Origin of the sequence: Dactylosporangium cerinum (assembly GCF_042653625.1) — a bacterium.
Classification (GTDB): Bacteria; Actinomycetota; Actinomycetes; order Mycobacteriales; family Micromonosporaceae; genus Dactylosporangium; species Dactylosporangium cerinum.
In genome coordinates this window covers 304,797-330,795 of the sequence record NZ_JBHSIU010000041.1, presented here as the reverse complement: position 1 = coordinate 330,795, position 25,999 = coordinate 304,797, and the positions used below count along the sequence as shown (strand labels likewise).

The window sequence follows — 25,999 nt, the reverse complement described above, 5'->3', positions numbered from 1 at the left end:
CCCCGTCAGTTCCCCGTCAGGATCTGGTCGCGGCCAGCTCCCGGTCCGCCGGCGGTGCGGCGGGCACGTCGTGGGAGACCTGCGGCAGCCAGTTCAGCCAGCGGGGCAGCCACCAGTTCCGCTCGCCGAGCAGCGCCATGGTCGCCGGCAGCAGCACCGCGCGGACGATCGTCGCGTCGAGCAGGACCGCCGCGGCCAGGCCGACGCCGAGCTCCTTGGTGGAGACCAGTGGCAGCGTGGCGAACAGGGCGAACACCGCCACCATGACCGCCGCCGCGCTGGTGATGACCCCGGCCGTGGCGGTGATGCCCTCGGTGACCGCCTGGCGCGTCGGCAGCCCGCGGTCGTGGCCCTCGCGGATCCGGCTGACCACGAAGACGTGGTAGTCCATCGACAGGCCGAACAGGATCACGAACAGGAACAGCGGCATCCAGTTGGTGATGCCGTCCGCGGCCCGGAAGTCCAGCAGCGACTCGAAGTGGCCGTACTGGAAGACGAAGACGAGCATCCCGTACGCCGCGGCGACCGACAGCAGGTTGAGCACGACGCCCGTGACCGCCACGACGACCGACCGGAACGACACCAGCAGCAGCAGGAACGCCAGGCCGAGGACGAACCCGAAGACCAGCGGCATGGAGTCGGCGAGCTGGTCGTTGAAGTCCTTGGAGCCCGCGGTGTCGCCGGTGACGCCGACCCAGGCGCCCGGGTATCCGCCGAGCGTGGCCGGGATGACGGTGCGGCGCAGTGCCGCCAGGGCGTCCTCGGAGGCGCGGTCGCTGCCGGTACCCGAGAGACCGACGCTGATCACGGCGACCGTGCCGGCCGGGTTCACCTCGACGGTGACCGGCTCGTGCAACTGTCCGGTGGCCAGTGCCTGCCGCTTGAACTCCGCCACCGCGCCGTCCCAGCCGGGACCGCTGACGGTGGGTGCCTTGACGACGACCTCGGCCGGCCCGGTGCCGCCCGGGAACGCCGCCTGGATGGCCAGGAACGCCTGGGTGATCGGCGCGCTCGGGGACAGGTCCTCCACGCCCTCGCCCTTGGTGCGCAGGTCCAGGGCGGGTGCGGCGAGCGCGCCGAGGGCCGCGACGGCGAGGATCGCGGAGATGAGCGGGCGCTTCAGGACCAGGCGCAGGAACGCGCTCCACACCCGGCCGCCGCCGGCCCGCTTGCGGTACAGGCCGGGGATGCGGCCGAGGTCGACGCGGTCGCCGAGCGCGGACAGCAGCGCCGGCAGGACGGTCAGCGACCCGAGGACCGCGGTCGCGACGACGAGGATGGTGCCGATGGCGAAGCTGACGAAGGTGGTGTCCCGGGTGAGGAACATGCCGGCCATGGCGACGATGACGGTCAGCCCGGAGACCCAGATCGACCGGCCGGACGTCTGCGCGGCGATGACCAGGGCCCGGTGCCGGTCGGCGCCGTTGCGGCGCTCGTCGCGTTCGCGGCGGATGTAGAACAGGCAGTAGTCGACGCCGACGGCGAGCCCGACGAGCAGCATGACGTGCATGGTGGTGTCGACGGCGGGCGCCAGGTGGCTGGCGTAGGCGAGCAGGCCGACGGCGCCGACGACGGCGGTGACGGCGAGCCCGACCGGCAGCAGCGCCGCGACGATCGCGCCGAAGGCGACCAGCAGGATGCCGAGGGTGACCGGGATCGACAGCAGCGACAGCCGGTTCAGGCCCTCGTCCAGCTCGTCGCCGATCAGTTTGTCGCCGCTGGCGTCGCCGGCCTCGGCGATGTACAGGTCCGGGTGCGCCCGCTGGACCGCCGCGACGGCGTCCAGGACCGGCTGGATGCGGTCCTTGGCGGTCTCGGGGTCGCCGCGCACGGTGAACGTGAGCAGCGCCGACCTCCCGTCCTCGGACGTCAGCGGCGCCGCGACCGGCTCGGTCGCGCCGGTGTCGTGCACGGCCCTGGTGACCTCGGCGATCGCCGCCTGCACGGGCGGGCTGTCCACCGGGGCGGTCTTCGAGGTGACGATGACCATCTCGCCGGCGCCCTGCTCGGGGAAGCCGGCCTGCTCGACGATCCGGTCGGCGCGGCCGGACTCGCCGTTGCCGAAGTCGCCGCTGCCGGCCTCGACCATGCCGGCCTGGCCGCTGAGCACGGTCACGCCGATGACGAAGGCAAGCCAGCCGATGATGGCGAGCGCGCGATGGCGGGCGCTCCACACCGCGATCCGCGCCGCGATGCCCTTCACGTTCTCCCTGGATTCCATGCTGGGAACGCTATTTTCGCCAACCGGCGTTATCGATCCGGCGAGCCCGCTGACCTGCGGTACGGCAACCCCACTCACCCCTGGTAGGGGCAGCCCTACCGGGCCGGTGGGGCTGTCCGCCCGGCCACGGCCCGGGCGCAGGTCACGGCGCGGTCCGGCGCAGGGTGCCGGCGCGCACGGCGGCGGCCACCGCGCCCGCGACCCGCTCCGGCAGGTCGTCGGTGAGGGGTTCACCGCTGACGTACATCCGGTAGTAGAAGGGCGCCGCGAGCATGCGGATCACGTCCTCGGCGTCGGTGTCCGCCGGGATCTCGCCGCGGGCCACCGCCGCCTCGACGACGCCGGCGGCGCGCTGGATCCGGGCCATGATGGTGCGCGACAGCACCGCGCGGGCGGCCGGGTCGTGCACGGCGGCGGCGGTCACGGCGTCCATCCACGGCCGGTGCACCGGGTGGCGGTGCAGCCGGAGGATGAGCCGGCCGAGGGCGGCGAGGTCGCCGTCGAGGGAGCCGGAGTCCGGCGGGGACAGGTCCAGGGTGAGCTCGTCGACGAGGTCCTGGAGCAGGCCGGTCAGGTTGCCCCAGCGGCGGTACAGGGTGGACAGCGCGACGCCGGCCCGCCCGGCGATCTTCTCGAGGTTGGTGCCGGCGAAGCCCTTCTCGGACAGCTCGGCCATGGCGGCGTCGAACACGGCGGCACGGGTGCGTGCGGTGCGCCCGCCGGGGCGTACCGACCCACCTAAACGAGAATCACGTTGCATTAAGCCGTCACCCTCTGCCACGATGACCATGTTAACGCAAGATCCTTCTCGTTAAGAGGTGCGTTCCATGGAGATCCCTCGCGTCTCACACCGGTTCGTGCAGGTCGGAGACGTCCGCGTCTTCTACCGCGAAGCCGGTCCTTCCGGCGCGCCTGTCCTGCTGCTCCTGCACGGCTTCCCCTCGGCGTCGCACCAGTTCCGCCGGCTCATCGACGCGCTCGGCACCCGGTTCCGGCTGATCGCCCCCGACTACCCCGGCTTCGGCCACACCGAGGTCCCCGACGGGTTCACCTACACGTTCGAGCACCTCACCGACGTCGTCGAGGGCTTCGTCGACGCGATCGGGCTCGACCGCTTCGTGCTCTACACCTTCGACTTCGGCGGACCGGTCGGCCTGCGGCTGGCCACGCGGCGCCCGGCCGCCGTCGCCGGTCTCGTCGTGCAGAACGCGAACGCCTACGAGGAGGGCCTCTCCGACCTGGCCCGCGGCATGATCGCCAACCGTCCGGGCGTCGCCGGGGCCGAGGATCGGGTCCGGGAGATCCTGGTCCTGCCGGTGACCCGCGACCAGTACGAGGGCGGCACCGGCGACCCGGCCCTGGTCGCGCCGGACGGCTGGACCCTCGACCAGCACTTCCTGGACCTGCCGGGCCGCAAGGAGGCGCAGGTCGCGCTCGCGCTGGACTACCACACCAACGTCGCGCAGTATCCGGCGTGGCAGCAGTGGTTGGCCGAGCACCGGCCGCCGGCGCTGATCGTCTGGGGCCGCAACGACCCGTTCTTCCCGGAGGCCGGCGCCCACGCCTACCTGCGCGACCTCCCCGACGCCGAGCTGCACGTGCTGGACACCGGGCACTTCGCCCTCGAGGAGTGCCTGCCGCAGATCGCGCCGCTGCTCGCCGACTTCCTCGACCGGACCTGGGCGCCGCGGACCCTGCGCATCGCCGTGATCGGCGCGACCGGCAACCTCGGCGGCGCGGTGTCCCGCGAGGCGCTGGACCGGGCCCACCGGGTCACCGCGCTCGGCAGCGCCGACGTCGACGTCACCGACGCGGCCTCGGTCCAGGACGCCGTCGCCGGGCACGACGCGGTGATCGTCGCCGTCAAGGGCCCCGACCACCTGGTCCCGCGCGCCGTTGCCGCCGTGCTGGCGGCGCTGCCCGCGGCCGGGGTGGGCCGGCTCGTCTTCCTGGGCGGCGGGGGCAGCCTGCTCGCCCCCAGTGGTGAGCGATTCGTCGACTCGCCCCATTTTCCGCAGGTGTACCGCGAAACCGCGCTTGACCAGGCGGCCGCGCTGGACCTGTTGCGCGCCGCGCAGACCCCCGTCGACTGGTCCTACGTGAGCCCGCCGCCGGTGCACCTGGTGCCGGGCGACAAGACCGGCAGCTACCGCGCGCAGGCGGGCGACACCCCGCTGACCGACGCCGCCGGCGAGTCCCGGGTCACGGTCGGCGACTACGCCGCAGCGGTCGTCGATGCGGTCGAGCAGGGCTCGTTCGTCCGGCAGCGGTTCACGGTAGGGTACTGAATGATCAACTACGGCGCGTTCGCCCAACGGCTCGCCCAGCAGGCCGACCGGTGGTCACTGCTGGACGAGATCCACGCGGAGTGGGGCTTCCAGGACCCCGGCGGCGACCCGCCGCACACCCGCGAGGGCGGCGAGAACCTGGCCGGCGAGGTCGACCCCGGCCTCCCGGTCCCCTCGGCGCTGGACGAGTGGTGGCAGCGGCCGGTCAACTCGTTCCTGTTCAACCCGCGGCTGTACTGGACCCACTCGCAGTGGCCGCCGGCGGTGGCCGGTGAGCTGCCGGAGCAGAACCCGTTCACCGCTGCGGGCGACGACCGGCGGGTGTGCGGGTTCATGTCCGAGTACCACTACTCCAACACGTGGGGCTACCTTGCCGCCGAGGCGCACCTGCCGGATCCGCGGGTGCTGGTGGACCGCGGTGACGGGTGGGTGCTGCAGAACCGCTCGATCTCGGAGTTCCTGCTGCACCTCACGCTCGACCGGCTGCCCGCGGCGTACGGCTGGAGCCTGACCTTCGGACCCGACGCGGCCGGCGCCGACGTGGTGCAGCGGCTGCGGGAGCAGTACCCGGAGCTCGGCCTGCCGCCGTGGCAGGAGATGGGCGTCGACGCGGTGCTGCACGGTGCACCGGACGCGCTCGTCAGCCACGGCCGCGGGGCGGGCGCCGCGCACCCGGTGCTGATCCGGGCCCGCAGCCGCGACGCGCTGACCGCGGTCGCCGAGTCCCTCGGCCTCACGTGGGACGACAAGGCCGTCACGGCGCCGTCGTTCAAGCCGCTGCGCCCGCTGCGGCTGCGGGCCGCGACCCTGCCCGCCGGCTCCGCAGACGGGCGCGGCCGGTGGCACGTCGTGTCCTTTGTGGACGGTGCGACCGATCCGGCCACCGTGGACGGTGCGCCTGCGCCGGCCGCGGTGGACGGCGCGTCTGCTCAGGGTGCGGTGGACGGCGCGTCTGCGCCGGGTGCGGTGGACGGCGGGACCGCGGCCCGGCACCAGGTGCTGCACCGGGCGCCCGTCACGGCCGTGGTCCTCGCGGGGCAGCCCGGCGGCGGCCACACCGTGGTGAGCGGCGACGCCGACGGCGTGCTGCGCTCCTGGCCGGTCGACGGCACGCCACGCCGGACGCCGCTGGACCGGCGTCCCGCGCCGGTGACCGCCCTGGCCGCCGCCGAGCTCAGCACCGGCCCGGCGCTGTTCGCGGCGTGGGAGGACGGCCTGGTCCGCGCCTGGGACCGCACCACCGGCGCCACCGCCGACCTGCGCCTCGGCACCGGCATCGAGGCCATCGCCGTCGACGGCTCGGCGGTGATGTCGGTCCGCATCCCGGCCGGCACCGCGACCGTCCAGCTCGACCTGGACCGGCTGTGGCCGACCCGCGACCTGCAACGCCGGCTCGCGGAGATCGACTGGGCGAAGCTGTGGTCGACGCTGGGCCCCGCGTACGCCGTGCCACGGTTGATGGCGCAGGCCGCCTCCGACGACGAGGAGACCGCCCTCGACGCGGCGAAGCAGCTCTACAAGCTGCTGGTGTCCCGCTCCAGCCGGCTGTCGGCCGCACCACCGGCGGTGCCGTTCCTGGTCGATCTCATGCTGCTGCCCGACGCCAAGGCGCAGAACCTCGTGCTGATGCTCATCGCCGACATCGCCGACACCAGGCGCGGGACCAAGAAACCGGACGAGGTCGCCGCGGTCCGGGCGGCGATCCCCGCCCTCGCCCGGTTCCGCGACGACGAACGCGGCAACATCCGCTGGGCGATGGCCGAGGTGGAGCGCATCTGCGCCGAGTACCCGTACTGAAGACGACGGAGGAGGATGGTCCTGTGGCCGTGTCGATCACCGATTGGGAACCTGCGCTGTTGCCGTCGATCGTCGAGGTGTTCGTCGACGTGTTCAACGCGGCGCCGTGGAACGACCGGTGGGCCGTGGACGACGCCACCAGACGGCTACGGGACCTCCACGACACACCCGGGTTCGAAGGGGCGGCGCTGCTCGTCGACGGCACCCTGACCGCGTTCGTCGGTGGCCACCGGCAACGCTGGTGGGACGGCGGCGACCACTGCTACATCGCCGAGATGGCGGTGCGGCGCTCGGCGCAGCGGTCCGGTCACGGCACCCGCCTCCTGCGCGCCTACTTCGACCGGCTCAGCGACGTCAGCACCTTCTACCTGCTGACCGACATCGAGGGCCCGGCGGCCGAGTTCTACGCCGCCGCCGGCTTCCGGCCGGCGCGCCGCCGGCACGTCATGACCAGGACGGCACCGGCGACCTCCTGAACATAGTGCGAGGACCCGGGACGGTGGTCCCGGGTCCTCGACGGGTGCTGTGGTCAGATGCGCCCGCGGTGGCGCTGGAGTCAGATGAGCCAGCGGTGGCGCTGGACGAAGGGCAGCTTCGCCCACTTGCGGCCGACGCCCCAGGTGTGCCCGGCGTAGGCCGCGGCGAGGACGACCAGCACGACCGCGTAGATCAGGTGGTAGTCGGTCAGCGGGTTGGTGGAGCCGCTCGCGGCGCCGGTCGCGGTGTGCTGCGCGATCGGGAACTCCGCGAACCACATCAGACCCATGATGAGCGCGCCCGACGCGGCCGCGATCCGCAGGCCGGCCCCGGCGATCAGGGCCACGCCGACGCCGAGCATGCCGAGCATGAAGAGCCAGTTCGCCCACCAGGTGCCGGCCATGGCGTGGAACGCGGACTGGAGCGGGCCGACGTCGACCGAGCTGAGGAAGCCCTTGGTGGGCGAGCCGCCGTGGATCCACGCCTTCGCCGACGGCGTCGAGTACCCGAGGCCGAAGGTCTTGTCCAGGAACGCCCACAGGAACACCGTGCCGGTCGCGACGCGCAGGACCGCGAGGCCCTTCGCGGCGGTCCGGGTGAGCATGGCGCCCGGGGCTTCGACGCGTTCGAGGTGGTTGGCGGGGGTGTGGTGGACGGGCACGGCGCTCATTGTGGGCCTCCAGTCGGTTTCCTTGACGACCTCAGTGTTGTCCGTGTCGGCAGGGGTACGCCGGTGCCGAAGCTCCCGGATCCACCGGGCCGAAAGGCCCGGAGTTGCTCAACCCGGGCCCGCGCCGGTCGATTGGGCAACCGGGGTGGGACGACGGACCGGGCCGAGAGGGGTTTCGGTGGATCCGGAGACGTCCCTGTCCGAGGACGACCTGCGCGGCATCGTGTGGCAGGTCTGGACGGCCTACCTGCACTGCACGCCGGAGGTCGAGGGCAGTCCGGAGCCGATGCCGGACACCGCGGACGTCACCGCGAGCGTCGGTGTCGCCGGCGCGTGGAACGGCCTGGCCGTGATCCGGTGCGGGCTGCCGGCGGCGGGTCAGATGGCCGGCGCGATGCTCGACATCGACCCGGTGGGCGCGAACGCCGACGACTGCGCCGACGCCCTCGGCGAGCTGGTGAACATCCTGGCCGGCAACGTGAAGAGCCTGCTGCCCAAGCCGAGCCACCTCTCGCTGCCCCAGGTGGTGGTGGGCCGGGCCAAGGTCGTGTGGCCGGGCACCACACCGCTGCACTCGCTGCGGGTGACCCGCAACGACGAGCCGGCCGTGCTGACGATCCTGCGGGGCGAGGACAAGCGCTAAAGCACGCGGCGGGCGAGTTCGCCGAGCGTCTCCCGGATCTGCGCGGGCTGGTGTTCGAGGACCTCGCGCTGGTAGCGGTACAGGTCGGGGGCGAGGGGGGCGAGCAGCACGTCAGCGAGCACCTCGGGCCGCGGCGAGCCCGCCTCGCGCAGCAGCGACAGCACGTGCGCGCGCCAGAACCCGTAGGCGCCGGTCCGGTAGCGCGACTGGCCGATCTCGGTGCCGAGCACCAGGTGCACGTGCTGCTCCAGGAGGTCCACCAGCGCCGCGTAGAACGCCGTGAGCCGCTCGGCCGGCGCGGCGCCGGGCCCGAGCGGTGGCGGTCCGGACAGCATCTTGGCCTGCAGCGCCCGCTCGTGCTCGTCGAGGAGTGCCACGGCGATCGAGGCGCGGTCGGGATAGCGGCGGTACAGCGTGGCCCGCCCGACGCCGGCCGCCTGCGCGATGTCGTCCATGGTGACCTGGTCCGCGCCCCGGGTGGCGAACAGTTCCTGCGCCGCGGCGAGGACCCGGGCCCGGTTGCGGGCCGCGTCCGTCCGCTCGACCGCCATGCGCCCACGGTACCGCCGACGAAGTGGACACCGTGTCCACTTGCGCGATAGTGTTACGGCGTGACGAAGCCGCACCTGCTGCACCTCGATGCCAGCGCCCGCCGCAACGGGCACTCCCGCACGCTCAGCGCCCGGTATGCCGAGGCCTGGCGGGCCGCGCACCCCGACGGCCGATACACCTACCGCGACCTGGTGGCGGCACCCGTGCCGTTCATCGACGAGGCGTGGACCGAGATCTGCGACCACGCGCTCGCCAACGGCATCACCGACCCCCGGCGGCTGCCGGAAGGGGTGCGGACGCCGGCGCAGCGGGCCGCCTGGGCGGTCGTCGAGCCGTTGCTGGCCGAGCTGGTCAGCGCCGACGAGGTGCTGATCGGCGTGCCGATGTACAACTACGGCGTGCCGGCCAGCCTCAAGGCGTGGATCGACCAGGTCACGTTCCCGCGGGCCCGGCTCGAGACCCGCGTCGTCGTCACCGCGGCGCGCGGCGGCACCTACGCGCCCGGCACCCCGCGCGAACCCGTGGACCATCAGGAGCGCTACCTGCGCGACTTCTTCGCCGGGCACTTCGGCGTCCAGGACGTGACCGTGATCGCCGTGGAGCTGACCAACGCCCTCGTCGACCCCTGGCTGTCCGACGCCCGCCCGGCCTACCAGGAGTCCTACGCAGCCGCACTGGCGGAGGTGGCGGCGTGAGCGGGCCGGAGCGCAGCGGAGGGGCCGCGAATCGTGGGCTCAGTGTTGGCTCAGGCCGACGCCGGAGCGCAGCGGAGGTGGCGGCGTGAGCGGGCCGGAGCGCAGCGGAGGGGCCGCGAATCGTGGGCTCAGTGTTGGCTCAGGCCGACGCCGGAGCGCAGCGGAGGTGGCGGCATGAGCTGGGTCATGCTGTGCCTGGCGGGGCTGGTGGAGATCGCGTGGTCGCAGAGCATCAAGCCGACCCAGAACTTCACCCGGCCCGGCCCGACCGCGCTGTGCGTGATCCTCGGCGTCGGCGCGGTCTACCTGCTGTCCCGGGCGATGCAGACGCTGCCGGTCGGCACCGCCTACGCCGTGTTCACCGGTATCGGCGCGATCGGTGCCATCGTCCTGGGTGTCGTCGTCCACCACGACCCGATGTCCGCCCTGCGGCTCCTCGCCGTCTCGCTCATCGTCGCCGGGCTCCTGCTGGCCCGCATCGCCACCCCGGCATGAGGGACCTTCGGCCCTGTCCGGTGCCGGGACCGCGGGGGAAGCGTGGGAGATATGACAGCCACCGGAACCTGGGATCAGGACACGTTCGCCGCGGCGGTCGGCGAGGCGGTGCTGGCACCGTCGATCCACAACAGCCAGCCGTGGCGGTTCCGCCGCACCGTGCACGGCATCGAGGTGCACGTCGACCAGGACCGGGTGCTGCCGGTCTGTGACCCGGACGGCCGGGCGGCGCGGGTGTCGTGCGGCGCCGCCGCCACCAACCTGGCCCTGGCGCTCGCGGTCGCCGGCGGCCCGGCCGCCTGCACCGCCGGCCCCGGCGTGGTGCGCCTGGTCCCGGCCGAGGCGAGGTCGGCCACCCCGCTGGAGCGCCGCCTGCACCGCCAGATCCCGCTCCGCCGCACGAACCGCGCTCCGTTCGTCCAGGCCCACGTCGACCCCGGCGTGCTGGCCACGCTGGCGGAGGCGGTGGCGGGGGAGGGTGGCTGGCTGGACTTCGCTCTGGATGAGCCGAAGCTCGCCGTCCTGGCGTCGCTCACCCGCCAGGCCGACGCGCGACTGGCCGCGGATCCCCGCTACGTGGCCGAACTGCGCGCCTGGAGCCGGTCCGCGGACCTGGCCGTCGAGGGCGTCGGCAGGCCGGCGGCCGGTGCCGCCCCGCACTCCGATGAGCTGATGCCGCGCCGTGACTTCGGCGGCCCGGAGCTGGCCGTCACCCATGACCCGACGCGGAGCCCGGCGGTCGCCGTGTTCGGGGTCCACGGCGACCACGCCGCCGACGAGGTGCGGGCCGGGATGGTGCTGCAGCACCTGCTGCTGCTCGCCGCCGACCTCGGGCTGGCCGCGGCGATGTACTCCCAGCCGATCGAGGTGCCGGCGGTGCGGGAACAGCTGCGCCGCGCCGTGCACCGCCTGTACGACCCGCAGCTCGTCCTGCGCTTCGGCTACGCGCCGGCCATCGGCGCCACGAACCGGCGTCCGGTGGCCGACGTCATCGAGGTCGACCCGGCACTCACCGCTGGACGTGCCGGCTGACGGGCCGGCCCGGCACTCACAGCGGGACGTGCCAGCTGACGACGGTGCCGGCCGTGCTGGACTCCACGGTGCAGACGCCGTCGAGGTCGACGGCCCGGGCCCGCATGTTCGGCAGCCCCTGACCGGACGGCCCGGCGCCGGCCGCGATGCCGCGCCCGTCGTCGCGGACCGCCAGCGACAGCCGGCCCTGCACGATCGCGACGGTGACGGTCACGGCCCGGGCCTTGGCGTGCTTGGCGACGTTGCTCAGCGCCTCGCGGAGGACCGCGAGCAGGGCCGTGCGCTGCGCGTCCGGCACGGCGGTGTCGACGGGACCGTCGATGCGCAGCGCGGGCCGGAAGCCGAGCGGCTCGCGGGCCTCGTCGACGAGGTCGCGGATCTCGGTGCGGAAGCTGTGCTGGGCCGGGCCGCGCAGTTCGAAGATGGCGCCGCGGATGTCGCGGATGGTGGTGTCGAGGTCGTTGACGACCCGTTCGATGCGGGTCTGCACATCGGGCTGGCCGGACAGCCTGGTCGCGCCCTGCAGCTGCATCCCGGCCGCGAACAGCCGCTGGATGACGACGTCGTGCAGGTCGCGGGCGATGCGTTCGCGGTCGCCGACGACGGCGAGCATCTCCCGCTCGTCCTGCGCCCGGGCCCGCTCCAGGGCCAGGGCCGCCTGTCCGGCGAAGGTCTCCACCATCGCCAGTTCGAGGCCCTCGGCGATCGGGACGCTGTCCTTGCGGTACGCCACCACGAGCACGCCCAGTGCGACACCGCCGACGGCGAGGGGGACGAGCAGCGCCGTGCCGGTCGACAGCGGGGCCGGCCAGTCCGCCGCCGTCGCGAGGTCGGTGACCACCGACAGCTGCTGGCGGCCGAGCACCTCGGTGAACTCGCTGCCGTCGACGGCGACCGACCAGCCGGCGGCGTCGCCGGGCCCGCCGACGGACACCTCGACGGTCAGACGCCCGTTGGTTTCGCCGCTGGTTTCGTCGGCCAGCAGGACCATGGCCAGATCCGCGCCGGCCACGTCGCGGGCCCGGGTCGCGACGAATTCCAGCGCCTCGGTGCGGCGGACCTCGCCGAGCAGCACCGAGGTGATCTCGGCGGCGGCCATCAGCCAGCGCTGCCGCCGCTCGGCCTGGGCGTAGAGGCGGGCGTTGTCGATCGCCGCGCCGGCCGCGACCGACAGGGCGGAGACGAGGTCCTCGTCGTCCTGGGTGAACTGCTCACCGCCGGACTTCTCGGCCAGGTACAGGTTGCCGAACACCTGGTCGCGGATGCGCACCGGGACACCCAGGAAGCTGTGCATCGGCGGGTGGTTGGGCGGGAACCCGTATGCGCGGGGATGCTGCGTGATGTCATGCAGCCGGATCGGTCGCGGCTCCTCGATGAGCAGCCCGAGCACCCCGTGGCCGCGCGGCAGGTCGCCGATGTCGGCCCGCTCCTGGGCGGTGACGCCGTGGTTGATGAACTCGATGAGCATCCGGTCGGGGCCGATGACGCCGAGCGCCCCGTAGCGCGCGTCGGCGAGCCGGCACGCCGCCTGCACGATGCGTTCGAGGGTGCTGTGCAGGTCGAGGTCGGAGCCGATCCCGACGACCGCGTCCAGCAGCGCCCGCAGCCGCTCCCGGCTGGTCATGACCGCGCCGACCCGGGCGAGCAGCTCCTGCAGCAGCGCGTCCAGGTCGACCCGGGACAGTGACGGCAGCGGCAATGACGGTTGCCAGTCGGCCTGATCGGTCACGAGGTGATCGTATATGCGGTTCAGCGCTTGTTGAGCAGACGGGACGCGAGGACGGCGGCCTGGGTGCGCCGCTCCAGGCCGAGCTTGGCCAGGAGGCTGGAGACGTAGTTCTTGACGGTCTTCTCGGCCAGGAACATCCGCTCGGCGATCTCCCGGTTCGTCAGGCCCTCGGCGACGAGCAGCAGGATCTTGCGCTCCTGCTCGGTGAGGTCCTTGAGCTCGTCCGGCTGCTCGGGACCCTTGCGGATGCGGTCCAGGACGCGGGCGGTGACCGCCGGATCCAGCAGCGACTGGCCGGCGGCGACGCGGCGGATCGCGTCGACCAGGTCCGTGCCGTGGATCTGCTTGAGCACGTAGCCGGACGCACCGGCCATGATGGCGGCGAACAGCGCCTCGTCGTCGTCGTACGACGTCAGGATCAGCGCCTTGATGGACGGGTCGACGGACCGGACGTCGCGGCAGACGTCGATGCCGCTGCCGTCGGGCAGCCGGCCGTCGAGGACGGCGACGTCGGGTCGCAGCGCCGGGATGCGGTGGGTGGCGTCCACCGCGGATCCCGACTCGCCGACGACCTCGATGTCGCCCTCGCGCTCCAGCATCTCGCGGAGTCCGAAGCGGACGACCTCGTGGTCGTCGAGCAGATAAACCCGAATCATAGGTTCCTTCTTACTGGAGTGCTCCGGCGCCGCCAAGCCGAACGGGCGAGGTCGGGCCCAAGGTCCCAGCAGTTCGGGACCTCAGGCCCGCGCCGTTCGACGTCGATGGTAGCGGGGTGCCGGGGCGGGTCAGCCGTGCCTGGCGACGAGCACCGGGATGTCGGCGTGTTCGAGGACGTGGGCGGTGACGGGGCCGAGCCGGGGGCCGCCGAACCCCGCCTGGGCGCTGCCGCCGAGCACGAGCATCAGCGCGTCGCGTGCCTCGTCCAGCAGCGCCCGCACCGGCGCGCCGTGGACCACCCTGGCGATCAGCTGCACGGCCGGGTCCTTGGCCCGCAGGGGTTCGAGGTCGGCGTCGAGGTCGGCGGCGACCCGGGCCGGATCCGTCCGCCGGGCGAGCCGGGTCGGCGGGCTCTGCCACGCCCGGACCGCGACCAGCGGGACCTTGCGCGCGGACGCCTCCCGGAACGCCAGCTCGAGCGCCTGATGGCCGCCGAGGGACCCGTCGGCGCCGACGACGACCGGCCGGTGCGACGGCAGGACGCTCTCCGGGCCGGCCCAGCGCTCGGCGTGGTGCACCACCAGGACCGGGCAGTGCGCGACACCGGCCAGGTGGACGCCGACGGAGCCGGCGACCAGCGCGTGGAACCCGCCGTGCCCGCCGCTGCCGACGACGACGAGGTCGGCCTGCCGGGACTGCTCGCCCAGCACCTGCTCCGGCTGGCCGTGCCAGGTCGAGGTCGTCACCGGCAGGCCCGGGCACCAGCGGCGGGCCTCCACCGCGGTCTCCAGCACCAGGCCCTGATCGTCGAACGTCTCCTGGAGGGGCCCGGGGACGCCGAGCGCGTGGGTGATGCGCAGCGGCTGGCCGTGGTGCACCGCCGCGTCGGCGGCCCAGCGGACCGCGCCGAACGCGGCCGGCGAGCCGTCGACGCCCACGATCACCGGCCGATGGATGTTGGTCATGACGGCCTCCTTCACAGCCTGACGAGCTGTCCACTCCACGGTCGCGCGCCGGGACCCGCATGGGAAGGGTCAGGCGGTCACGAGGCCGGTGGTCTCGGGAACCGCGAAGCCCCTGGTGGCTGGGGTGATCGCGGCGTGGACGAGACCGGCCGCGCCGAGCAGCAGGAGCAGGCCCGCGGCGAGGTACGCGACGAGCGCGGCCTGCCCGGCCTTCACGCCGAACTCGCTGAAGCCGTAGGAGGTCAGCAGCAGCCCGCGCAGCGTCTCACCCTTGAAGACGGTCTCCCGGGCGGTGGTGGTGTCGGTGAGCTGCTGCTGCAGGCCGGCCACGGCCGGGTCGTCCTTGGGCAGTGCGGCGATCTTCGCGCGCAGTTCGGTCTGGACGTCGCCGAGCTGGGCGTAGGTCTTGCCGCCGGCGATGGACTTGAGGTGCAGGCCGATGAACTCGTTGGCATAGCACTCGGCCTGCTTGCCCGTGGTCAGCTGCTGCCCGGCGTAGCGGACCAGGCACGCCGACCGCTGCTCCTCGGCGGTCATGGTGGCCGCGGGTTTGAAGGAGATCTGCTGCTGGGCGAGCTGGCTGCGGACGTAGTCGTTGGCGAAGTCCGCGTTGCTGGTGAGCACGATGCCGGCGATGAGCAGCAGGCCGGCGAGGACGACGCCGCCGAGACCGAACAGGATGTCGAGGGTCTTGCGTTTCATGGTGGCCTCCGGGGGTCGTGGGGTGGTGCCCTCAGGTTGCCGTCCGGCTCGCGCCGCGGATCAGTGCGCAACGACCCCCGTCGAAGGGACCTCCGGCCCGTAACGCGGACGGCCCGCGGTGCGCTCCTTGTGATGTGCGGACGTCGATGTGACGACGTTCGTGTGACGACGTTCATGTCGACGACATCGGGGCGAGGACCTCGGTGCGCGCGCGCAACCTGATCATGGAAGGGTGGTAGGCGTGGGGAAGATCAACCTGGGCGCCGGCGCGGCGGCCGAGCGCCGCGAACGCGAGTCCGAACTGCGCAACACCCTGCGGTCCCTGTGCGACGTGGCCCTCGCCGCGGGGCCGGCGACACCGGAACAGTTCGCGTTCGGCCCGGCGGTGCACCGGCTCGCGGCGGTCATGCCGTTGCCGGTGCTCGTGGACCTGGAGGAGATGCCGCTCGCCCCGGCGGTGGCCTCGATGGCGTACGCGACGATCTGCGAGGCGCTCGGCAACGTCGTCGGGCACGCCGGCGCGCGGCGGGTGATCGTCACGGTGCGCCGGCACGGCCCGACCGTGCAGGTCGCGGTCGCCGACGACGGCGCCGGCGGGGCCACGCCGGTCCTGGGCGGCGGCATCGTCACGCTCGCCGCGCGGGCGGCCGTGCTCGGCGGCCTGCTGCACGTCGACAGCCCGCCCGGCAGCGGCACCCACCTCGCGCTGGAGCTGCCCCGCGGGGTGTGAGGCCGGCGGTCAGGTGGTCGGCAGGACGGTCACCGGGATGCCGTTGAGGACGCTGTTGCCCGACAGCGGGTCGATGGCCCGGTCGTCGGTGAGGATGTTGCTGTTGACGCCGGGGCGGGCGGCCGCGACGGGCATCCGGGTCCCCGGCGCGCCGTGACCCCAGCCGTGCGGCAGGCTCACCACGCCCGGCATCACCGTGTCGGTGATCTCGACGGCCACGGTGAGCGTGCCGACCCGGGAGGCGACGGTCGCCCGGCCGCCGTCGGTGAGGCGCAGCGCCGCCGCGTCGCTCGGGTGGACCTGCAGCGTGCACCGGTCGCGCCCCTTCATCAGCGCCGGCACGTTGTGCATCCAGCTGTTGTTGGAGCGCAGGTGCCGCCGGCCGACGAGGACCAGGCCGTCGCTGGGGCGGTCGAGGGCGGCCCGCAGCCGGGCGACGTCGGCGGCGACGGGTTCGGGGCACAGCTCGACCTGCCCGCTGGGGGTCCGCAGCACCTCCGGAATCCGCGGGCGCAGCGGCCCGAGGTCCAGGCCGTGCGGGTGGTCGAGGAGCTTGCGCAGCGTCAGCCCGTCTGGGTCGGCGCCGAAGCCGTCGCCGTAGGCCCCGAGCCGCAGCCGGGCGTCCAGGAGCCGTTCGGCCGGCCCGTCGCCGTCGACGAGGGCCCGCAGGTCGGCCGTGGTCCGGCTGGCGACGGGGGAGCCCGGGTCGTCGGCGGCCCGCTGCAGCACCTGGGTCAGCAGAAGCTCGTGGCCGACGGCGACATCCTCAAAGCGCTGCCCGGCGGCGATGAGGGTGAGGCGGGCCAGGATGTCGCTCTCGTCCAGGCCGCCGGGGTCCTTCGGCAGCACGGGCGGGGAGTACGCGGCCATGTTGTGCACGACGAGGGTCAGGAACGCGAAGTCGTAGTGGCCCACGCGGGCGGGGTCGGTCGGCGGCAGGATCACGTCGGCGTGCCGGGTGGTCTCGTTGAGGTACGGGTCGACGCTGACCATGAACTCGAGCCCGGTCAGCGCCTCGTCGAGCTGGCCGCTGTTGGGCGTGGACAGCACCGGGTTGCCGGCGACGGTGACGAGGGCCCGGACCTGCCCGTCGCCGGGGGTGGTGATCTCGTCGGCGAGGGTGGCGACCGGCAGCTCGCCCTTGACCTCCGGCAGGCCGCGCACCCGGCTGGTCCACCGCCCGACCCGGAACCCCTTGCCACCCGGGGTGGCCGCCGGGCGGGCGTGCGGGGCGAGGGGGAACATGACCCCGCCGGGCCGGTCCAGGTTGCCGGTGAGCACGTTGACGACGTCGACGAGCCAGCTGGTCAGCGTGCCGAACTCCACGGCGCAGGTGCCGATCCGCCCGTACACCGCGGCGGTGGGTGCGGCCGCGAGCTCCCGGGCGAGCCGGCGGATGTCGGCGGCCGGCACCCCGCACGCCGCGCTGACCTGCTCGGGCGCGAAGTCCTTGGCGAGGACCGCGACCTGGTCGACGCCGCGGACCTGCCCGTCGAGGCGGTCCAGCGCGACGAGTTGCTCGTCGAACAGGGTGTGGACGAGCCCGAAGAGCAGCAGCGCGTCGCCGCCGGGCCGGACGAAGAGGTGGTCGTCGGCGATGGCGGCGGTCCGGGTCCGCCGCGGGTCGATCACCACGATCCGCCCGCCGCGGGCCTGGACGGCGGCGAGCCGGCCCGGGAAGTCCGGGGCGGTGCACAGGCTGCCGTTGGACTCCAGGGGGTTGGCGCCGATGAGGACGAGCAGGTCGGTGCGGTCGACGTCGGGCACCGGGATCGCGTCGGGGTTGCCGTACAGGTAGCCGCACGCGACGTGTTTCGGCATCTGGTCGACGGTGCTGGCGGAGAACACGTTGCGGCTGCCGACGGCCTTGACGAGGGGGCCGCCGTACAGCGGCCCCGCCATCGTGTGCACGTTGGGGTTGCCCAGGTAGACGGCGACGGCGTCCCGGCCGTGCCGGGTCAGCACGCCGGTCAGCCCGGCCTCGACCGCGGCGAACGCCTCGTCCCAGGTGACCTCGTGGTGCTCGCCGTCGGCGCCGCGCAGCAGCGGCCGGCGCAGCCGGTGGGGGTCGTGCACCAGCTGCCCGAACGTCGCGCCCTTCGGGCAGACGAAGCCGGCGCTGAGGACGTGGGCGCGGTCGCCGCGGGCCGAGGTGATCCTGTCCCCGGTGACGGTGAGCTCGAGACCGCAGACGGCCTCGCACAGCGGGCAGGTCCGGTAGGCCGTGCGGGTCGCGTTCATCGTGCCTCACCGTCGTTGGTCGAGGAACTCGTCGCCGTCAGCTTGGCCCGTGGGACACGGTCCCAGCAACCTTCACGTGCGCGGTTTCAGCATCCTTCACGTGACCGGGACGCTGCGCCGGCGGAATCCGGCCAGGCCCGCGGCCACCAGGGCGACGGTGATGACCGTGAGGACCAGCAGCGGCACCACGGCCACCGGCCCGCCCGGGACGCGCGGGATGTGGGTGAACGGGGACACGTCCAGCAGCGTCTGGCTCAGCTGCAGCGCCGCGCCGATCTGGCCCAGGACCACGCACACCGACAGCGCCGCCCAGCCGATCGCCGGCGCCCGCCGGGGCGTCAGCCCGAAGACGGCCACGGTGAGCGCCGCGAGGACCCAGATCGCGGGCAGCTGCACCAGCGCACCGGCCAGCACCCGGGGCACCTCCCGGCCGACGTCGCCGGTGGTCGCGCCGTAGAACAGCCCCGCGGCGAGACCGGTGACGAGCATGACGACGGTCGGGCCGAGGAACGCGAAGACCAGGTGGCTGGCGGCCCACCGCAGCCGGCTCACCCCGGTGGCCAGCAGCGCCTCGCTGCGCAGCGCGGCCTCCTCGGTGCGCATCCGCAGCGCGGCGGAGATCCCGTAGGCGGCGACGGCGATCGCGCCGAGGCCGAGCGTGCCGGCGAGGAACACGTCTGCCGCGCCGGACCGGCCGCCGATGCGTTGCATGATCTGGGTGAGCTCCTCGTTGTCCGCGAGGAGGTCGGCCGAGGTCTTGGCGACCCCGCCGAACAGCAGCCCGCCGACGACGCCGAGGCCCACGAGCCAGCCGTAGAGCGACCCGCGGTGCAGCCGCCACGCCAGCGCCAGGGGGCTGGACAGGCTCGGGGCGGCGGAGGCCGGGCCGAGGCGCGGTGGGAGCAGCCCGGCGCCGACGTCCCGGCGCGCGGACAGGCGCAGCGCGAGCAGGGCGACCGCCGCGGTGGCGACGGCGATCACGCCGAACACCCACCAGTGGTCGCCGGCGTAGGCGTGCACGTTGTAGATCCAGCCGAGCGGCGAGACCCAGGTCAGCCAGGACAGGCCGGTGGTGACGTCGCCGGCGCCGCGCAGCCCGAACGCCACGCCGAGCACCGCGATGCCGATGCCCCTGGCCGCGCCGGCGCCCTCGCTGAGCTGCGCGGTCACCGCGCCGATCGCGCCGAACAAGATGCCGGCGGCCGCCCAGGCCAGGCCCATGGCGAAGGCCCCCGCGGCCGGGGTGTCCTGGCTCATCATGCCGAGCGCGACGAGCAGCCCGACGATCAGGCTCGCGCCGGTCATGGTCGCCAGGGCCGCGGCCACGGCGGCGTGCCGGCCGACCACGGTGGCGCCGAGCAGCTCGCGGCGCCCGGCCTCCTCCTCGACCCGGGTGTGCCGGATGACGAACAGCACCCCGATCAGGGCCATGATCACCATGCCGGTGGCGGACCGCCAGAAGATCAGCGCGCCGAGGTTCGGGTCGCTCGGCTTCGTGCCGTAGAAGAGCAGCAGCAGCGGGCTGGCGCCGAGGTCGTCGATGTAGCCCTGCCGCTCGGCGTCGGTCTTGTACAGCGCGGCGGTGCCGGACGCGAGGGACAGCGGCAGCACGGCCAGGAACAGCATCCAGATCGGCAGCAGCACGCGGTCGCGGCGCACGATCAGCCGGGCGAGCGATCCGGTGCCGGTGAAGGCGTTCACTTGGCCGGCTCCGTCTCGTAGTGGCGCAGGAAGAGCTCCTCCAGCGTCGGCGGCTGGCTGACCAGGCTGCGCACGCCGTGCGACGTCAGCTGCCGCAGCACGGTGTCGAGCTGGGCCGAGTCCACCTGCAGGCGCACCTGGTTGGCGTCGACGTGCAGGTCGTGCACGCCCGACAGGCTCGCCAGCCCGTTCGGCGGCGTGCTCAGCTCGGCGGAGATGAACGTGCGGGTCAGGTGCCGCAGCTGGGTGAGGGTCCCGGTCTCCACGGTCCGGCCCTGCCGGATGATGCTGACCCGGTCGCAGAGCGCCTCGACCTCCGACAGGATGTGGCTGGACAGCAGCACGGTCCGGCCGCGGTGCTTCTCCTCCGCGATGACCTGCCGGAACACCTCCTCCATGAGGGGGTCCAGGCCGGAGGTCGGCTCGTCGAGCAGCAGCAACTCGACGTCGGAGGCGAGCGCGGCGATGAGCCCGACCTTCTGCCGGTTGCCCTTGGAGTAGGCCCGGCCCTTCTTGCGCGGGTCGAGGTCGAAGCGCTCCAGCAGCTCGTCGCGGCGGGCCTGGTTGAGGCCGCCGCGGAGCCGGCCGAGCAGGTCGATCACCTCGCCGCCGGACAGGTTGGGCCAGAGCGTGACGTCGCCCGGCACGTAGGCCAGGCGGCGGTGCAGCGAGACGGCGTCGTGCCACGGGTCGCCGTCCAGCAGGCGCACGGTCCCGCCGTCGGCGCGCTGCAGCCCGAGCAGGATCCGGATGGTGGTGGTCTTGCCTGCCCCGTTGGGACCGAGGAACCCGTGGACCTCGCCCTGCGCGACGGTCAGATCGAGACCGTCCAGCGCTGTGGTCTGCCCGAACCGCTTGACCAGCCCGGCGACCGAAATGGAATTTTCCATGGTTCAGACGCTACACTTGCTTCACACATGTGTGAAAGTACGTGATGAATAATTGATGGGTGGAACCTTCGATGACCCAGCGACGGCAGCGGGACGAGGCGGCGTTACGCGCCTTCGTCGAGGACATGGCCAGGCTCCTCGGCGACTGGGGCTTCCCGCGCATGGCCGGCCGGGTGGTCTTCACCCTCATGGCCGCCGATGAGCGCTCCCTGAGCGCCGGCGAGCTCGCCGACCGCCTGAGCGCCAGCCCGGCCGCGATCTCCGGCGCCGTGCGCTACCTGGGCCACCTCGGCATGGTCAACCGCGAGCACGTCCCCGGGTCGCGGCGGGACCGCTACCGGCTCGTCGACGACTCCTGGTATGAGGTGACCGTCGCCAAGATGACGCTGCTCAAGACCCTCGCCGACGCGGCGGCCCAGGGCGCGGAGGCGGCTGGCGGGGCCGGCACCGTCGCCGGATCACGGCTGGCCAACATGCGCGACTTCTACAACTGGGTCCAGGAGAGCATGCCGACCCTGCTGGACCAGTGGGCCGAGCTCAAGGCCGCCAAGGCCGGTCAGCCCCCGCCGGACCCCATCGCCCCGGCCGTCGCGGACCCCGCCGTGCGCCCCTGGTGATCGTGGCGCGGTTCGCTGCTGCCTACGCCGGGGGGAGGGCCTGCGGACCCGGTGGGCCGCCGAGCATCCGCTGGTTGCGGGTCGCCTCGAGGACCGCGCGGGCCAGCGGCGCGAGGGCCGGAAGGTGCAGCCCGGCGGGGCCGTAGACCAGCCGGGCGATGCTCACCGCGAACCACGGCGCCGCCGGGCCGTGCAGCATGACGGGGTCGCCGACCTCGTAGCGCAGCACGAACAGCCATTGCGCCACGTCGCCCTGGAACTCCACGACGCCCTGGTGCCAGAAGCTCAGCCACTGCCCGCGGTAGTCGCAGAGCAGCCGCTGGTTGGTGAGGATGGTCCGGACGGTTGCCTGGTCGCGCCACTGATGGGCGGCCTGCGCCTGCGCCTGCGCGCGCTGCCGCGCCGACGAGTTCGCGATCGCGGTCGCGGCCAGCCCGGCGGCCACGAACGTCGCGGAGCCGAACAGGAAGGTGCTGCTCTGCCGGTACGTCGCCGTGGTCCCGTAGAAGCGGGCGTAGCCGAGCAGGGCATCGCCGTACGCCACCTCGTCCGGGTTCAACCGGACCGCGCCCGGCGGCAGCGCGGCGAGGTCACCGCCGCCGTGGAGGTACCCGTACAGCTGGCAGGCGCTGTCCCAGCCCGCACGCAGCGCGACCTGCCGTCCGTCCATCCCGTGCTGCACCAGTGTCTCCAGTCTGCCGGACGGTCAGCGACCCGGCTCGTGCCGCCGCAGCGCCCACCTGCCGGCGCCGGTGACCACCGCGCCCTGCAGCGCGAGGACGGCCATCGCCCACCACCACGCCGCGGCGGTGTGGTTCCACAGCGCGTCCGCGCTCGGGTTCAGCTCCAGCGCGCGCAGGTCGACGGTGCCCGCCGCGGCGGCGTACCCCCACCGGGCCGGCGCCAGCCACGACAGCTGTTCGACGCCCGTGCGGCCGACCACGGCGAACAGGCCGCCACAGAGCACCAGCTGCGCCATCACCAACCCCACGAGGATCGGCATCGTCTGCTCACCGGTCGAGACGTAGGCGCTGACGAGCAGGCCCGTCACGGTCGAGACCAGCGCCGTCAGCCAGACCACCACGATCAGCTCCAGCGGCGGCCAGCCCAGCACCAACGCCTCCTGCGCCCCCGGCCGCCCGGCAAGGCCCACGACCACGAACAGCGCCGCCTGCATCGCGTTCACCGCGGCGAAGACGAGCACCTTCGAGCCGAGGTACGCGCCCGGCGCGAGCCCGACCGCGCGTTCCCGGCGGTAGATCGGGCGCTCCCGGATTAGCTCCCGGACGCCGCCGGCGAGCCCGAAGAACACCGCGCCGATGATGAGCACGACGGTCAGCTGCGACGCCTCGGCGCTGCGCCCGAGCGGGTTGTCCGGCCGGGCGAACCCGTCGTCGCCGGGGATCACGTACAGCAGCGCGGCCAGGCCCAGCGGCAACCCGAGCAGCAGGGCCGCGTACATCCGGTCGGCGAGCGTCACGGCGGTCATCCGGCGGGTCAGCACGGCCAGCTGCCGCCACCAGCTCTGCCGCGGCGGCGGTGCCTCGGCCGGCTGCGGCTGCGGCGCCACCTCGCCGCGGGCCGGATCGTGGCGCGGCGGCGCGGTCCCGGCGTACCGCGCGGCCCAGCCGTCCGGGTCGTCGTACACCTGCTTGAAGACGTCGGCGTACTCCTCGGCGCCGAAGAACGGCAGGAGGTCGCCGGGCGGCCCGAAGTAGGCGACCTTGCCGCCCCGCCCGAGCACCAGCACCCGGTCGCAGACGTTGAGGTGCAGTGGGCTGTGGGTGACCACGACGACGGTCCGGCCACGATCGGCGAGATCCCGCAGGCTCACCATCACGTCCCGGTCCAGGGACGGGTCGAGCCCGGAGGTCGGCTCGTCGAGGAACAGCAGCGACGGCTCGGTGAGCAGCTCCAACGCCACCGAGGTGCGCTTGCGCTGACCGCCGGAGAGGGTGTCGATGCGCTGGTCCGCCTGGCCGGTCAGGCCGAGCTGGCCGATCACCTCGTCGATGCGCTGCTCCCGCTCGGCCGTCGTGACGTCGGTGCCGAACCGCAGGGCAGCCGCGTACCGCAGGGCCCGGCGCACGGTCAGCGCCGCGTGCAGGATGTCGTCCTGCGGCACCAGGCCGATCCGCTGGCGCAGGTCGTCGTACTCGGCGTACAGGTCGCGGCCCTGGTAGACGACCGCGCCCTCGTTCGCCGGGCGGTACCCGGTCAACGCGCCCAGCAGCGTCGACTTGCCGGCGCCGCTCGGGCCGACGACGGCGAGCAGCTGACATTCGCCGAGCTCGAACCCGATGTTGCCGAGCAGCCGCTTGCCACCCGCCACCGTGACGCCCAGCCCGTCCACCCGCAGCGAGACCCGGCCGGTGTCGACGTATTCGCGCAGCTCCGTGCCGTCCACGACGAGCTGGTGCCGGCCGAACGAGAGCAGATCACCGGAGCGCAGGTCGGCGTCGTCGACGCGGCGGCCGTTGACGAACGTGCCGTTGCGGGTGCCGAGATCGACGAGCCGCAGCCCCGTCCCGGTGCGCACCAGGTCCGCGTGGTACCGCGACACCTGCAGGTCGGCCAGGACGATGTCGTTGTCCGGGGCGCGCCCGATCCGGGTGCGCTGCGCCGCGTGGTACGTCGCGGCCGGCACCCGGCCGGCTTCGAACGACCCGGCTGCGCCCGGGCCCGATGCGACCGTCGGTGGCGGGGCCGATTCCGGGCGCAGGGTGAGCGACGGCCCGTCGGGCGCGCCGAGGCGGACCTGGCACGGCCGGCCGAGGTCGAGCTCGTCCACCCGCGCGCCCGCGGCGTAGGTGCCGTTGCTGCTGCCGAGGTCGCGCAGCCGCCAGCCACCGGCCTGGAACCGCAGCTCGACGTGCTCGCGGGACACCCGGGGGTCCTCGATCACGATCCGGCACAGCGGGTCCCGGCCGATGCGCAGCGCCTGCTCCTCCGGGCCGATCCGGCGTTCCCCGTCGGGGGTGCCGATCAGCAGTGCCGTCCCGCTCACGGGCCGCCTTTCGGGATCCGCTTCGACATCGCGGTGGCGAGCTGGATCACGTCGGACTGGTAGCTGCCGTGGTTGGTGCCCAGGAAGTGCGCCCCGGTCACCGCCACCTCGATGACCACCTGACCGGTGCGGACGAAGACGATGGCGAGCTTGCTGCTGTCGCCGTCGTCGGTGAAGACGCCGAGGCTCTCCTCGCCGAGGGCCGTGGTCTGCAGCTCCTGCCATCCGCAGCGCTGTGCCGTGGTCCGCAGCGCGCTGAAGAAGACCTTCGCCTCGTCGCTGTAGAAGCCCGCCACCGCCGAACTCACGAACGGGTAGCCCTCGGCGCCGTTTGCCTTGAAGGTGTTGGTCTCGGTGCCGGCGATGGCGTCGCCGGGCACCGCGCCGCCGGCGCACAGCTCCAGTTTGGACAGTCCACCCTCCAGCCAGGAGGTGTCGGACCGCGCGTCGACGGTGTTGGGCGCGACGCTCATGACCGCCGCGATGTCGCCGACGGAAACCAGCGCCGGGCGCAGCTGCGTCACCGGCGGCGGTGGCCGGCTCTTGTCGAAGGAGCGGGTGGCACCGGGCCGGCCGGTGCCGCCGGGTCCACCGCCGAGGTCGTCGAACGACGAGCCCAACTTGTTCAGCGCGAAGCAACAGCCGCCGACGACCGCCAGCAGGACGCCGGCGATCACGAGCAGCACCTTGCCGGCGCCACCCTTCGGCCGGCCGGCGCCCGGATGCCCACCGGCGCCCGGCGGGAGCGGCGGCAGCGGATAGGCCACCGGCCGGGGCGACGCCGGCGCACCGGCGAACGAACCGGGCGGCATGGGATACCCGGACGCTCCCGACACCGGACCGGTGCCGGGCGGCCCCGGGAACGCCGGGCCGGTGGGTGGTGGGCCCTGGAACGCCGGGCGGGTGACGGGCGGGCCGGACGAAACCGGGCCGGTGGTCGGAGGCAGCGCCGCCAGGCCCAGGCCGGTGGTGGTCTGCAACGGCGCCGCCCGCAGCGCGCGGATCCAGCCGGCGGCCGACGCGGGGCGCGCCTCGGGCCGGGCCGCGAGCATCGCGAGGATGCCGCGGACCTCCCGGTCGTTGCCCGGCCCGAGCGCCGCCGCGAGCCGCCCGGCCATGCCCTCCACGTCACCGGTGACCGGCGCCTCGCCGGTCACCGCGTAGTAGACCGTCGCGCCCAACGTGTACCGGTCGGTGGCCGGGGTGTACTCGCCGCGGGCGAGGGACTCCGGCGCCATGAACGGCGCGGTGCCGAAGATCCGCGAGGTCCGGTCGGTGCTGCGCAGCCGGACCAGCCCGAAGTCCACCAGGTACACCCGGCCGTCGGTGGCGAGCAGGACGTTCGCGGGCTTGATGTCGCGGTGGATCACCGCCGCACCGTTCGTGTCGTGCCCGCTGTGCAGGTGGTCGACCGCCTCGGCGACCCGCTCCAGCGGCGCGAGCACGTCGAGACCGCCGACGTCGCCCCGCTCGAGGGCCTCCTGGAGATTGCGGCCCTCGATCCACTTCATCACGAAGTAGAGCCGCCGCCCGGCGTCTGCGGGCTCGTCCGCGGTGTGTGGCGGCGGGCCGATGAACACCTCCTTCACCTTCACCAGCGCCGGATGCTCCACCTGCGTGGCGAGCGCCGCCTGCAGCCGCAGCTCCTCGAACTGGCGCTCGGCGGCCGAGTCGTCGTCGATCCGGATCATCTTCACCGCGTACTGGAACGACGCGGTGCCGTGATGCTCACGGGCGAGCCAGACCTCGCCCTCGCCGCCGGCGGCCCGGCGCTCCACGAGCTCGTAGCGCTGCAGCGCGTCGGCCGGGCCGACGTACTGCGAGGCCCCGTCCGTCGACACGAAATCTCTCACCGTTCTTTCCGCCCAGAGGCAACGTCGGGCGAGCGTA

Annotated in this window: 23 protein-coding genes; 9 read left to right on the top strand and 14 right to left on the bottom strand. The window is 73.6% G+C overall.

Going from position 1 to position 25,999, the window contains the following annotated elements; genetic code table 11:
- Positions 1-16: 16 nt before the first annotated feature.
- Entirely contained in the window at positions 17-2,221 is a 2,205-nt protein-coding gene (locus ACFPIJ_RS30525; RefSeq protein ID WP_380119967.1) for an MMPL family transporter, read from the bottom strand.
- 142 nt (positions 2,222-2,363) lie between these two features.
- Entirely contained in the window at positions 2,364-2,912 is a 549-nt protein-coding gene (locus ACFPIJ_RS30520; protein WP_380119965.1) for a TetR/AcrR family transcriptional regulator, read from the bottom strand.
- Between the two features lie 136 nt (positions 2,913-3,048).
- Here ACFPIJ_RS30520 and ACFPIJ_RS30515 point away from each other — a divergent pair, with 136 nt between their 5' ends.
- From ACFPIJ_RS30515 to ACFPIJ_RS30505, 3 genes are read left to right on the top strand one after another with little or no spacing between them, the layout of a single operon-like run.
- Positions 3,049-4,509 (top strand): alpha/beta fold hydrolase, encoded by a 1,461-nt coding sequence (locus ACFPIJ_RS30515; RefSeq protein ID WP_380119963.1) that lies wholly within the window; start codon positions 3,049-3,051, stop codon positions 4,507-4,509.
- Entirely contained in the window at positions 4,510-6,306 is a 1,797-nt protein-coding gene (locus ACFPIJ_RS30510; protein ID WP_380119961.1) for a WD40 repeat domain-containing protein, read from the top strand. It abuts the gene before it with no gap.
- 29 nt (positions 6,307-6,335) lie between these two features.
- Positions 6,336-6,782, top strand: coding sequence for a GNAT family N-acetyltransferase (locus tag ACFPIJ_RS30505; RefSeq protein WP_380119959.1), 447 nt, complete (start codon positions 6,336-6,338; stop codon positions 6,780-6,782).
- 80 nt (positions 6,783-6,862) lie between these two features.
- On the opposite strand, the gene ACFPIJ_RS30500 is transcribed toward ACFPIJ_RS30505, so the two are convergent.
- Positions 6,863-7,453: a hypothetical protein gene (locus ACFPIJ_RS30500; protein WP_380119957.1), complete on the bottom strand. Its 591-nt coding sequence runs from the start codon at positions 7,451-7,453 to the stop codon at positions 6,863-6,865.
- Between the two features lie 178 nt (positions 7,454-7,631).
- On the opposite strand from ACFPIJ_RS30500, the gene ACFPIJ_RS30495 reads away from it, so the two are divergent.
- Entirely contained in the window at positions 7,632-8,096 is a 465-nt protein-coding gene (locus ACFPIJ_RS30495; protein WP_380119956.1) for a chemotaxis protein CheX, read from the top strand.
- On the opposite strand, the gene ACFPIJ_RS30490 is transcribed toward ACFPIJ_RS30495, so the two are convergent.
- Positions 8,093-8,647: a TetR/AcrR family transcriptional regulator gene (locus ACFPIJ_RS30490; RefSeq protein WP_380119954.1), complete on the bottom strand. Its 555-nt coding sequence runs from the start codon at positions 8,645-8,647 to the stop codon at positions 8,093-8,095. The two genes, ACFPIJ_RS30495 and ACFPIJ_RS30490, sit on opposite strands and share 4 nt — an antisense overlap.
- Before the next feature lie 60 nt (positions 8,648-8,707).
- On the opposite strand from ACFPIJ_RS30490, the gene ACFPIJ_RS30485 reads away from it, so the two are divergent.
- The 3 genes from ACFPIJ_RS30485 to ACFPIJ_RS30475 all read left to right on the top strand — a co-directional run bounded on the left by ACFPIJ_RS30485 (position 8,708) and on the right by ACFPIJ_RS30475 (position 10,870).
- Positions 8,708-9,343, top strand: coding sequence for an FMN-dependent NADH-azoreductase (locus ACFPIJ_RS30485; RefSeq protein WP_380119952.1), 636 nt, complete (start codon positions 8,708-8,710; stop codon positions 9,341-9,343).
- 174 nt (positions 9,344-9,517) lie between these two features.
- Positions 9,518-9,838: a DMT family transporter gene (locus ACFPIJ_RS30480; protein ID WP_380119950.1), complete on the top strand. Its 321-nt coding sequence runs from the start codon at positions 9,518-9,520 to the stop codon at positions 9,836-9,838.
- A 51-nt stretch (positions 9,839-9,889) separates the two neighbouring features.
- The gene (locus tag ACFPIJ_RS30475; RefSeq protein WP_380119948.1) at positions 9,890-10,870 is read left to right on the top strand and encodes an Acg family FMN-binding oxidoreductase; all 981 of its coding nucleotides are present in this window, start codon (positions 9,890-9,892) and stop codon (positions 10,868-10,870) included.
- Between the two features lie 16 nt (positions 10,871-10,886).
- Here the strand turns inward: ACFPIJ_RS30475 and ACFPIJ_RS30470 are convergent, their stop codons facing one another.
- The 4 genes from ACFPIJ_RS30470 to ACFPIJ_RS30455 form a co-directional block, all read right to left on the bottom strand.
- Positions 10,887-12,494: a sensor histidine kinase gene (locus ACFPIJ_RS30470; RefSeq protein WP_380120918.1), complete on the bottom strand. Its 1,608-nt coding sequence runs from the start codon at positions 12,492-12,494 to the stop codon at positions 10,887-10,889.
- A 125-nt stretch (positions 12,495-12,619) separates the two neighbouring features.
- Positions 12,620-13,255, bottom strand: a complete 636-nt coding sequence (locus ACFPIJ_RS30465) for a response regulator (RefSeq protein ID WP_203847504.1) — start codon at positions 13,253-13,255, stop codon at positions 12,620-12,622.
- Positions 13,256-13,384: 129 nt separating this feature from the next.
- Positions 13,385-14,221 (bottom strand): universal stress protein, encoded by an 837-nt coding sequence (locus ACFPIJ_RS30460; protein WP_380119946.1) that lies wholly within the window; start codon positions 14,219-14,221, stop codon positions 13,385-13,387.
- A 69-nt stretch (positions 14,222-14,290) separates the two neighbouring features.
- Entirely contained in the window at positions 14,291-14,923 is a 633-nt protein-coding gene (locus tag ACFPIJ_RS30455) for a hypothetical protein (protein WP_380119944.1), read from the bottom strand.
- 241 nt (positions 14,924-15,164) lie between these two features.
- Between ACFPIJ_RS30455 and ACFPIJ_RS30450 the strand changes: the two genes are divergently transcribed.
- On the top strand, positions 15,165-15,653 hold the full coding sequence (locus ACFPIJ_RS30450; protein WP_380119942.1) for a sensor histidine kinase: 489 nt from the start codon (positions 15,165-15,167) through the stop codon (positions 15,651-15,653).
- A gap of 9 nt (positions 15,654-15,662) precedes the next feature.
- Here the strand turns inward: ACFPIJ_RS30450 and ACFPIJ_RS30445 are convergent, their stop codons facing one another.
- The 3 genes from ACFPIJ_RS30445 to ACFPIJ_RS30435 all read right to left on the bottom strand — a co-directional run bounded on the left by ACFPIJ_RS30445 (position 15,663) and on the right by ACFPIJ_RS30435 (position 20,485).
- The gene (locus ACFPIJ_RS30445) at positions 15,663-17,894 is read right to left on the bottom strand and encodes a molybdopterin oxidoreductase family protein (protein WP_380119940.1); all 2,232 of its coding nucleotides are present in this window, start codon (positions 17,892-17,894) and stop codon (positions 15,663-15,665) included.
- 96 nt (positions 17,895-17,990) lie between these two features.
- Complete coding sequence (locus ACFPIJ_RS30440) at positions 17,991-19,595, bottom strand: ABC transporter permease (protein ID WP_380119938.1); 1,605 nt, start codon at positions 19,593-19,595, stop codon at positions 17,991-17,993.
- Positions 19,592-20,485 (bottom strand): ABC transporter ATP-binding protein, encoded by an 894-nt coding sequence (locus ACFPIJ_RS30435; RefSeq protein ID WP_380119936.1) that lies wholly within the window; start codon positions 20,483-20,485, stop codon positions 19,592-19,594. Before ACFPIJ_RS30435 ends, ACFPIJ_RS30440 begins: the two co-directional genes overlap by 4 nt.
- Positions 20,486-20,556: 71 nt before the next feature.
- Here ACFPIJ_RS30435 and ACFPIJ_RS30430 point away from each other — a divergent pair, with 71 nt between their 5' ends.
- The gene (locus tag ACFPIJ_RS30430) at positions 20,557-21,102 is read left to right on the top strand and encodes a GbsR/MarR family transcriptional regulator (protein ID WP_380119934.1); all 546 of its coding nucleotides are present in this window, start codon (positions 20,557-20,559) and stop codon (positions 21,100-21,102) included.
- A 22-nt stretch (positions 21,103-21,124) separates the two neighbouring features.
- Here the strand turns inward: ACFPIJ_RS30430 and ACFPIJ_RS30425 are convergent, their stop codons facing one another.
- The 3 genes from ACFPIJ_RS30425 to ACFPIJ_RS30415 are packed head-to-tail and all read right to left on the bottom strand — an operon-like array spanning position 21,125 to position 25,950.
- The gene (locus tag ACFPIJ_RS30425) at positions 21,125-21,772 is read right to left on the bottom strand and encodes a hypothetical protein (RefSeq protein WP_380119932.1); all 648 of its coding nucleotides are present in this window, start codon (positions 21,770-21,772) and stop codon (positions 21,125-21,127) included.
- 36 nt (positions 21,773-21,808) lie between these two features.
- The gene (locus ACFPIJ_RS30420) at positions 21,809-24,109 is read right to left on the bottom strand and encodes an FHA domain-containing protein (RefSeq protein ID WP_380119930.1); all 2,301 of its coding nucleotides are present in this window, start codon (positions 24,107-24,109) and stop codon (positions 21,809-21,811) included.
- Entirely contained in the window at positions 24,106-25,950 is a 1,845-nt protein-coding gene (locus ACFPIJ_RS30415; RefSeq protein ID WP_380119928.1) for a serine/threonine-protein kinase, read from the bottom strand. Before ACFPIJ_RS30415 ends, ACFPIJ_RS30420 begins: the two co-directional genes overlap by 4 nt.
- Positions 25,951-25,999: the final 49 nt, after the last annotated feature.

Excerpts from the sequence above, each read along its gene's own strand:
- ACFPIJ_RS30525 (WP_380119967.1), bottom strand. The coding sequence starts at position 2,221 with ATGGAATCCAGGGAGAACGTGAAGGGCATCGCGGCGCGGATCGCGGTG.
- ACFPIJ_RS30470 (WP_380120918.1), bottom strand. The coding sequence starts at position 12,494 with ATGACCAGCCGGGAGCGGCTGCGGGCGCTGCTGGACGCGGTCGTCGGG.
- ACFPIJ_RS30455 (WP_380119944.1), bottom strand. The coding sequence starts at position 14,923 with ATGAAACGCAAGACCCTCGACATCCTGTTCGGTCTCGGCGGCGTCGTC.
- ACFPIJ_RS30490 (WP_380119954.1), bottom strand. The coding sequence starts at position 8,647 with ATGGCGGTCGAGCGGACGGACGCGGCCCGCAACCGGGCCCGGGTCCTC.
- ACFPIJ_RS30435 (WP_380119936.1), bottom strand. The coding sequence starts at position 20,485 with ATGGAAAATTCCATTTCGGTCGCCGGGCTGGTCAAGCGGTTCGGGCAG.
- ACFPIJ_RS30460 (WP_380119946.1), bottom strand. The coding sequence starts at position 14,221 with ATGACCAACATCCATCGGCCGGTGATCGTGGGCGTCGACGGCTCGCCG.
- ACFPIJ_RS30515 (WP_380119963.1), top strand. The coding sequence starts at position 3,049 with ATGGAGATCCCTCGCGTCTCACACCGGTTCGTGCAGGTCGGAGACGTC.
- ACFPIJ_RS30430 (WP_380119934.1), top strand. The coding sequence starts at position 20,557 with ATGACCCAGCGACGGCAGCGGGACGAGGCGGCGTTACGCGCCTTCGTC.
- ACFPIJ_RS30500 (WP_380119957.1), bottom strand. The coding sequence starts at position 7,453 with ATGAGCGCCGTGCCCGTCCACCACACCCCCGCCAACCACCTCGAACGC.
- ACFPIJ_RS30425 (WP_380119932.1), bottom strand. The coding sequence starts at position 21,772 with ATGGACGGACGGCAGGTCGCGCTGCGTGCGGGCTGGGACAGCGCCTGC.
- ACFPIJ_RS30475 (WP_380119948.1), top strand. The coding sequence starts at position 9,890 with ATGACAGCCACCGGAACCTGGGATCAGGACACGTTCGCCGCGGCGGTC.
- ACFPIJ_RS30445 (WP_380119940.1), bottom strand. The coding sequence starts at position 17,894 with ATGAACGCGACCCGCACGGCCTACCGGACCTGCCCGCTGTGCGAGGCC.
- ACFPIJ_RS30465 (WP_203847504.1), bottom strand. The coding sequence starts at position 13,255 with ATGATTCGGGTTTATCTGCTCGACGACCACGAGGTCGTCCGCTTCGGA.
- ACFPIJ_RS30480 (WP_380119950.1), top strand. The coding sequence starts at position 9,518 with ATGAGCTGGGTCATGCTGTGCCTGGCGGGGCTGGTGGAGATCGCGTGG.
- ACFPIJ_RS30510 (WP_380119961.1), top strand. The coding sequence starts at position 4,510 with ATGATCAACTACGGCGCGTTCGCCCAACGGCTCGCCCAGCAGGCCGAC.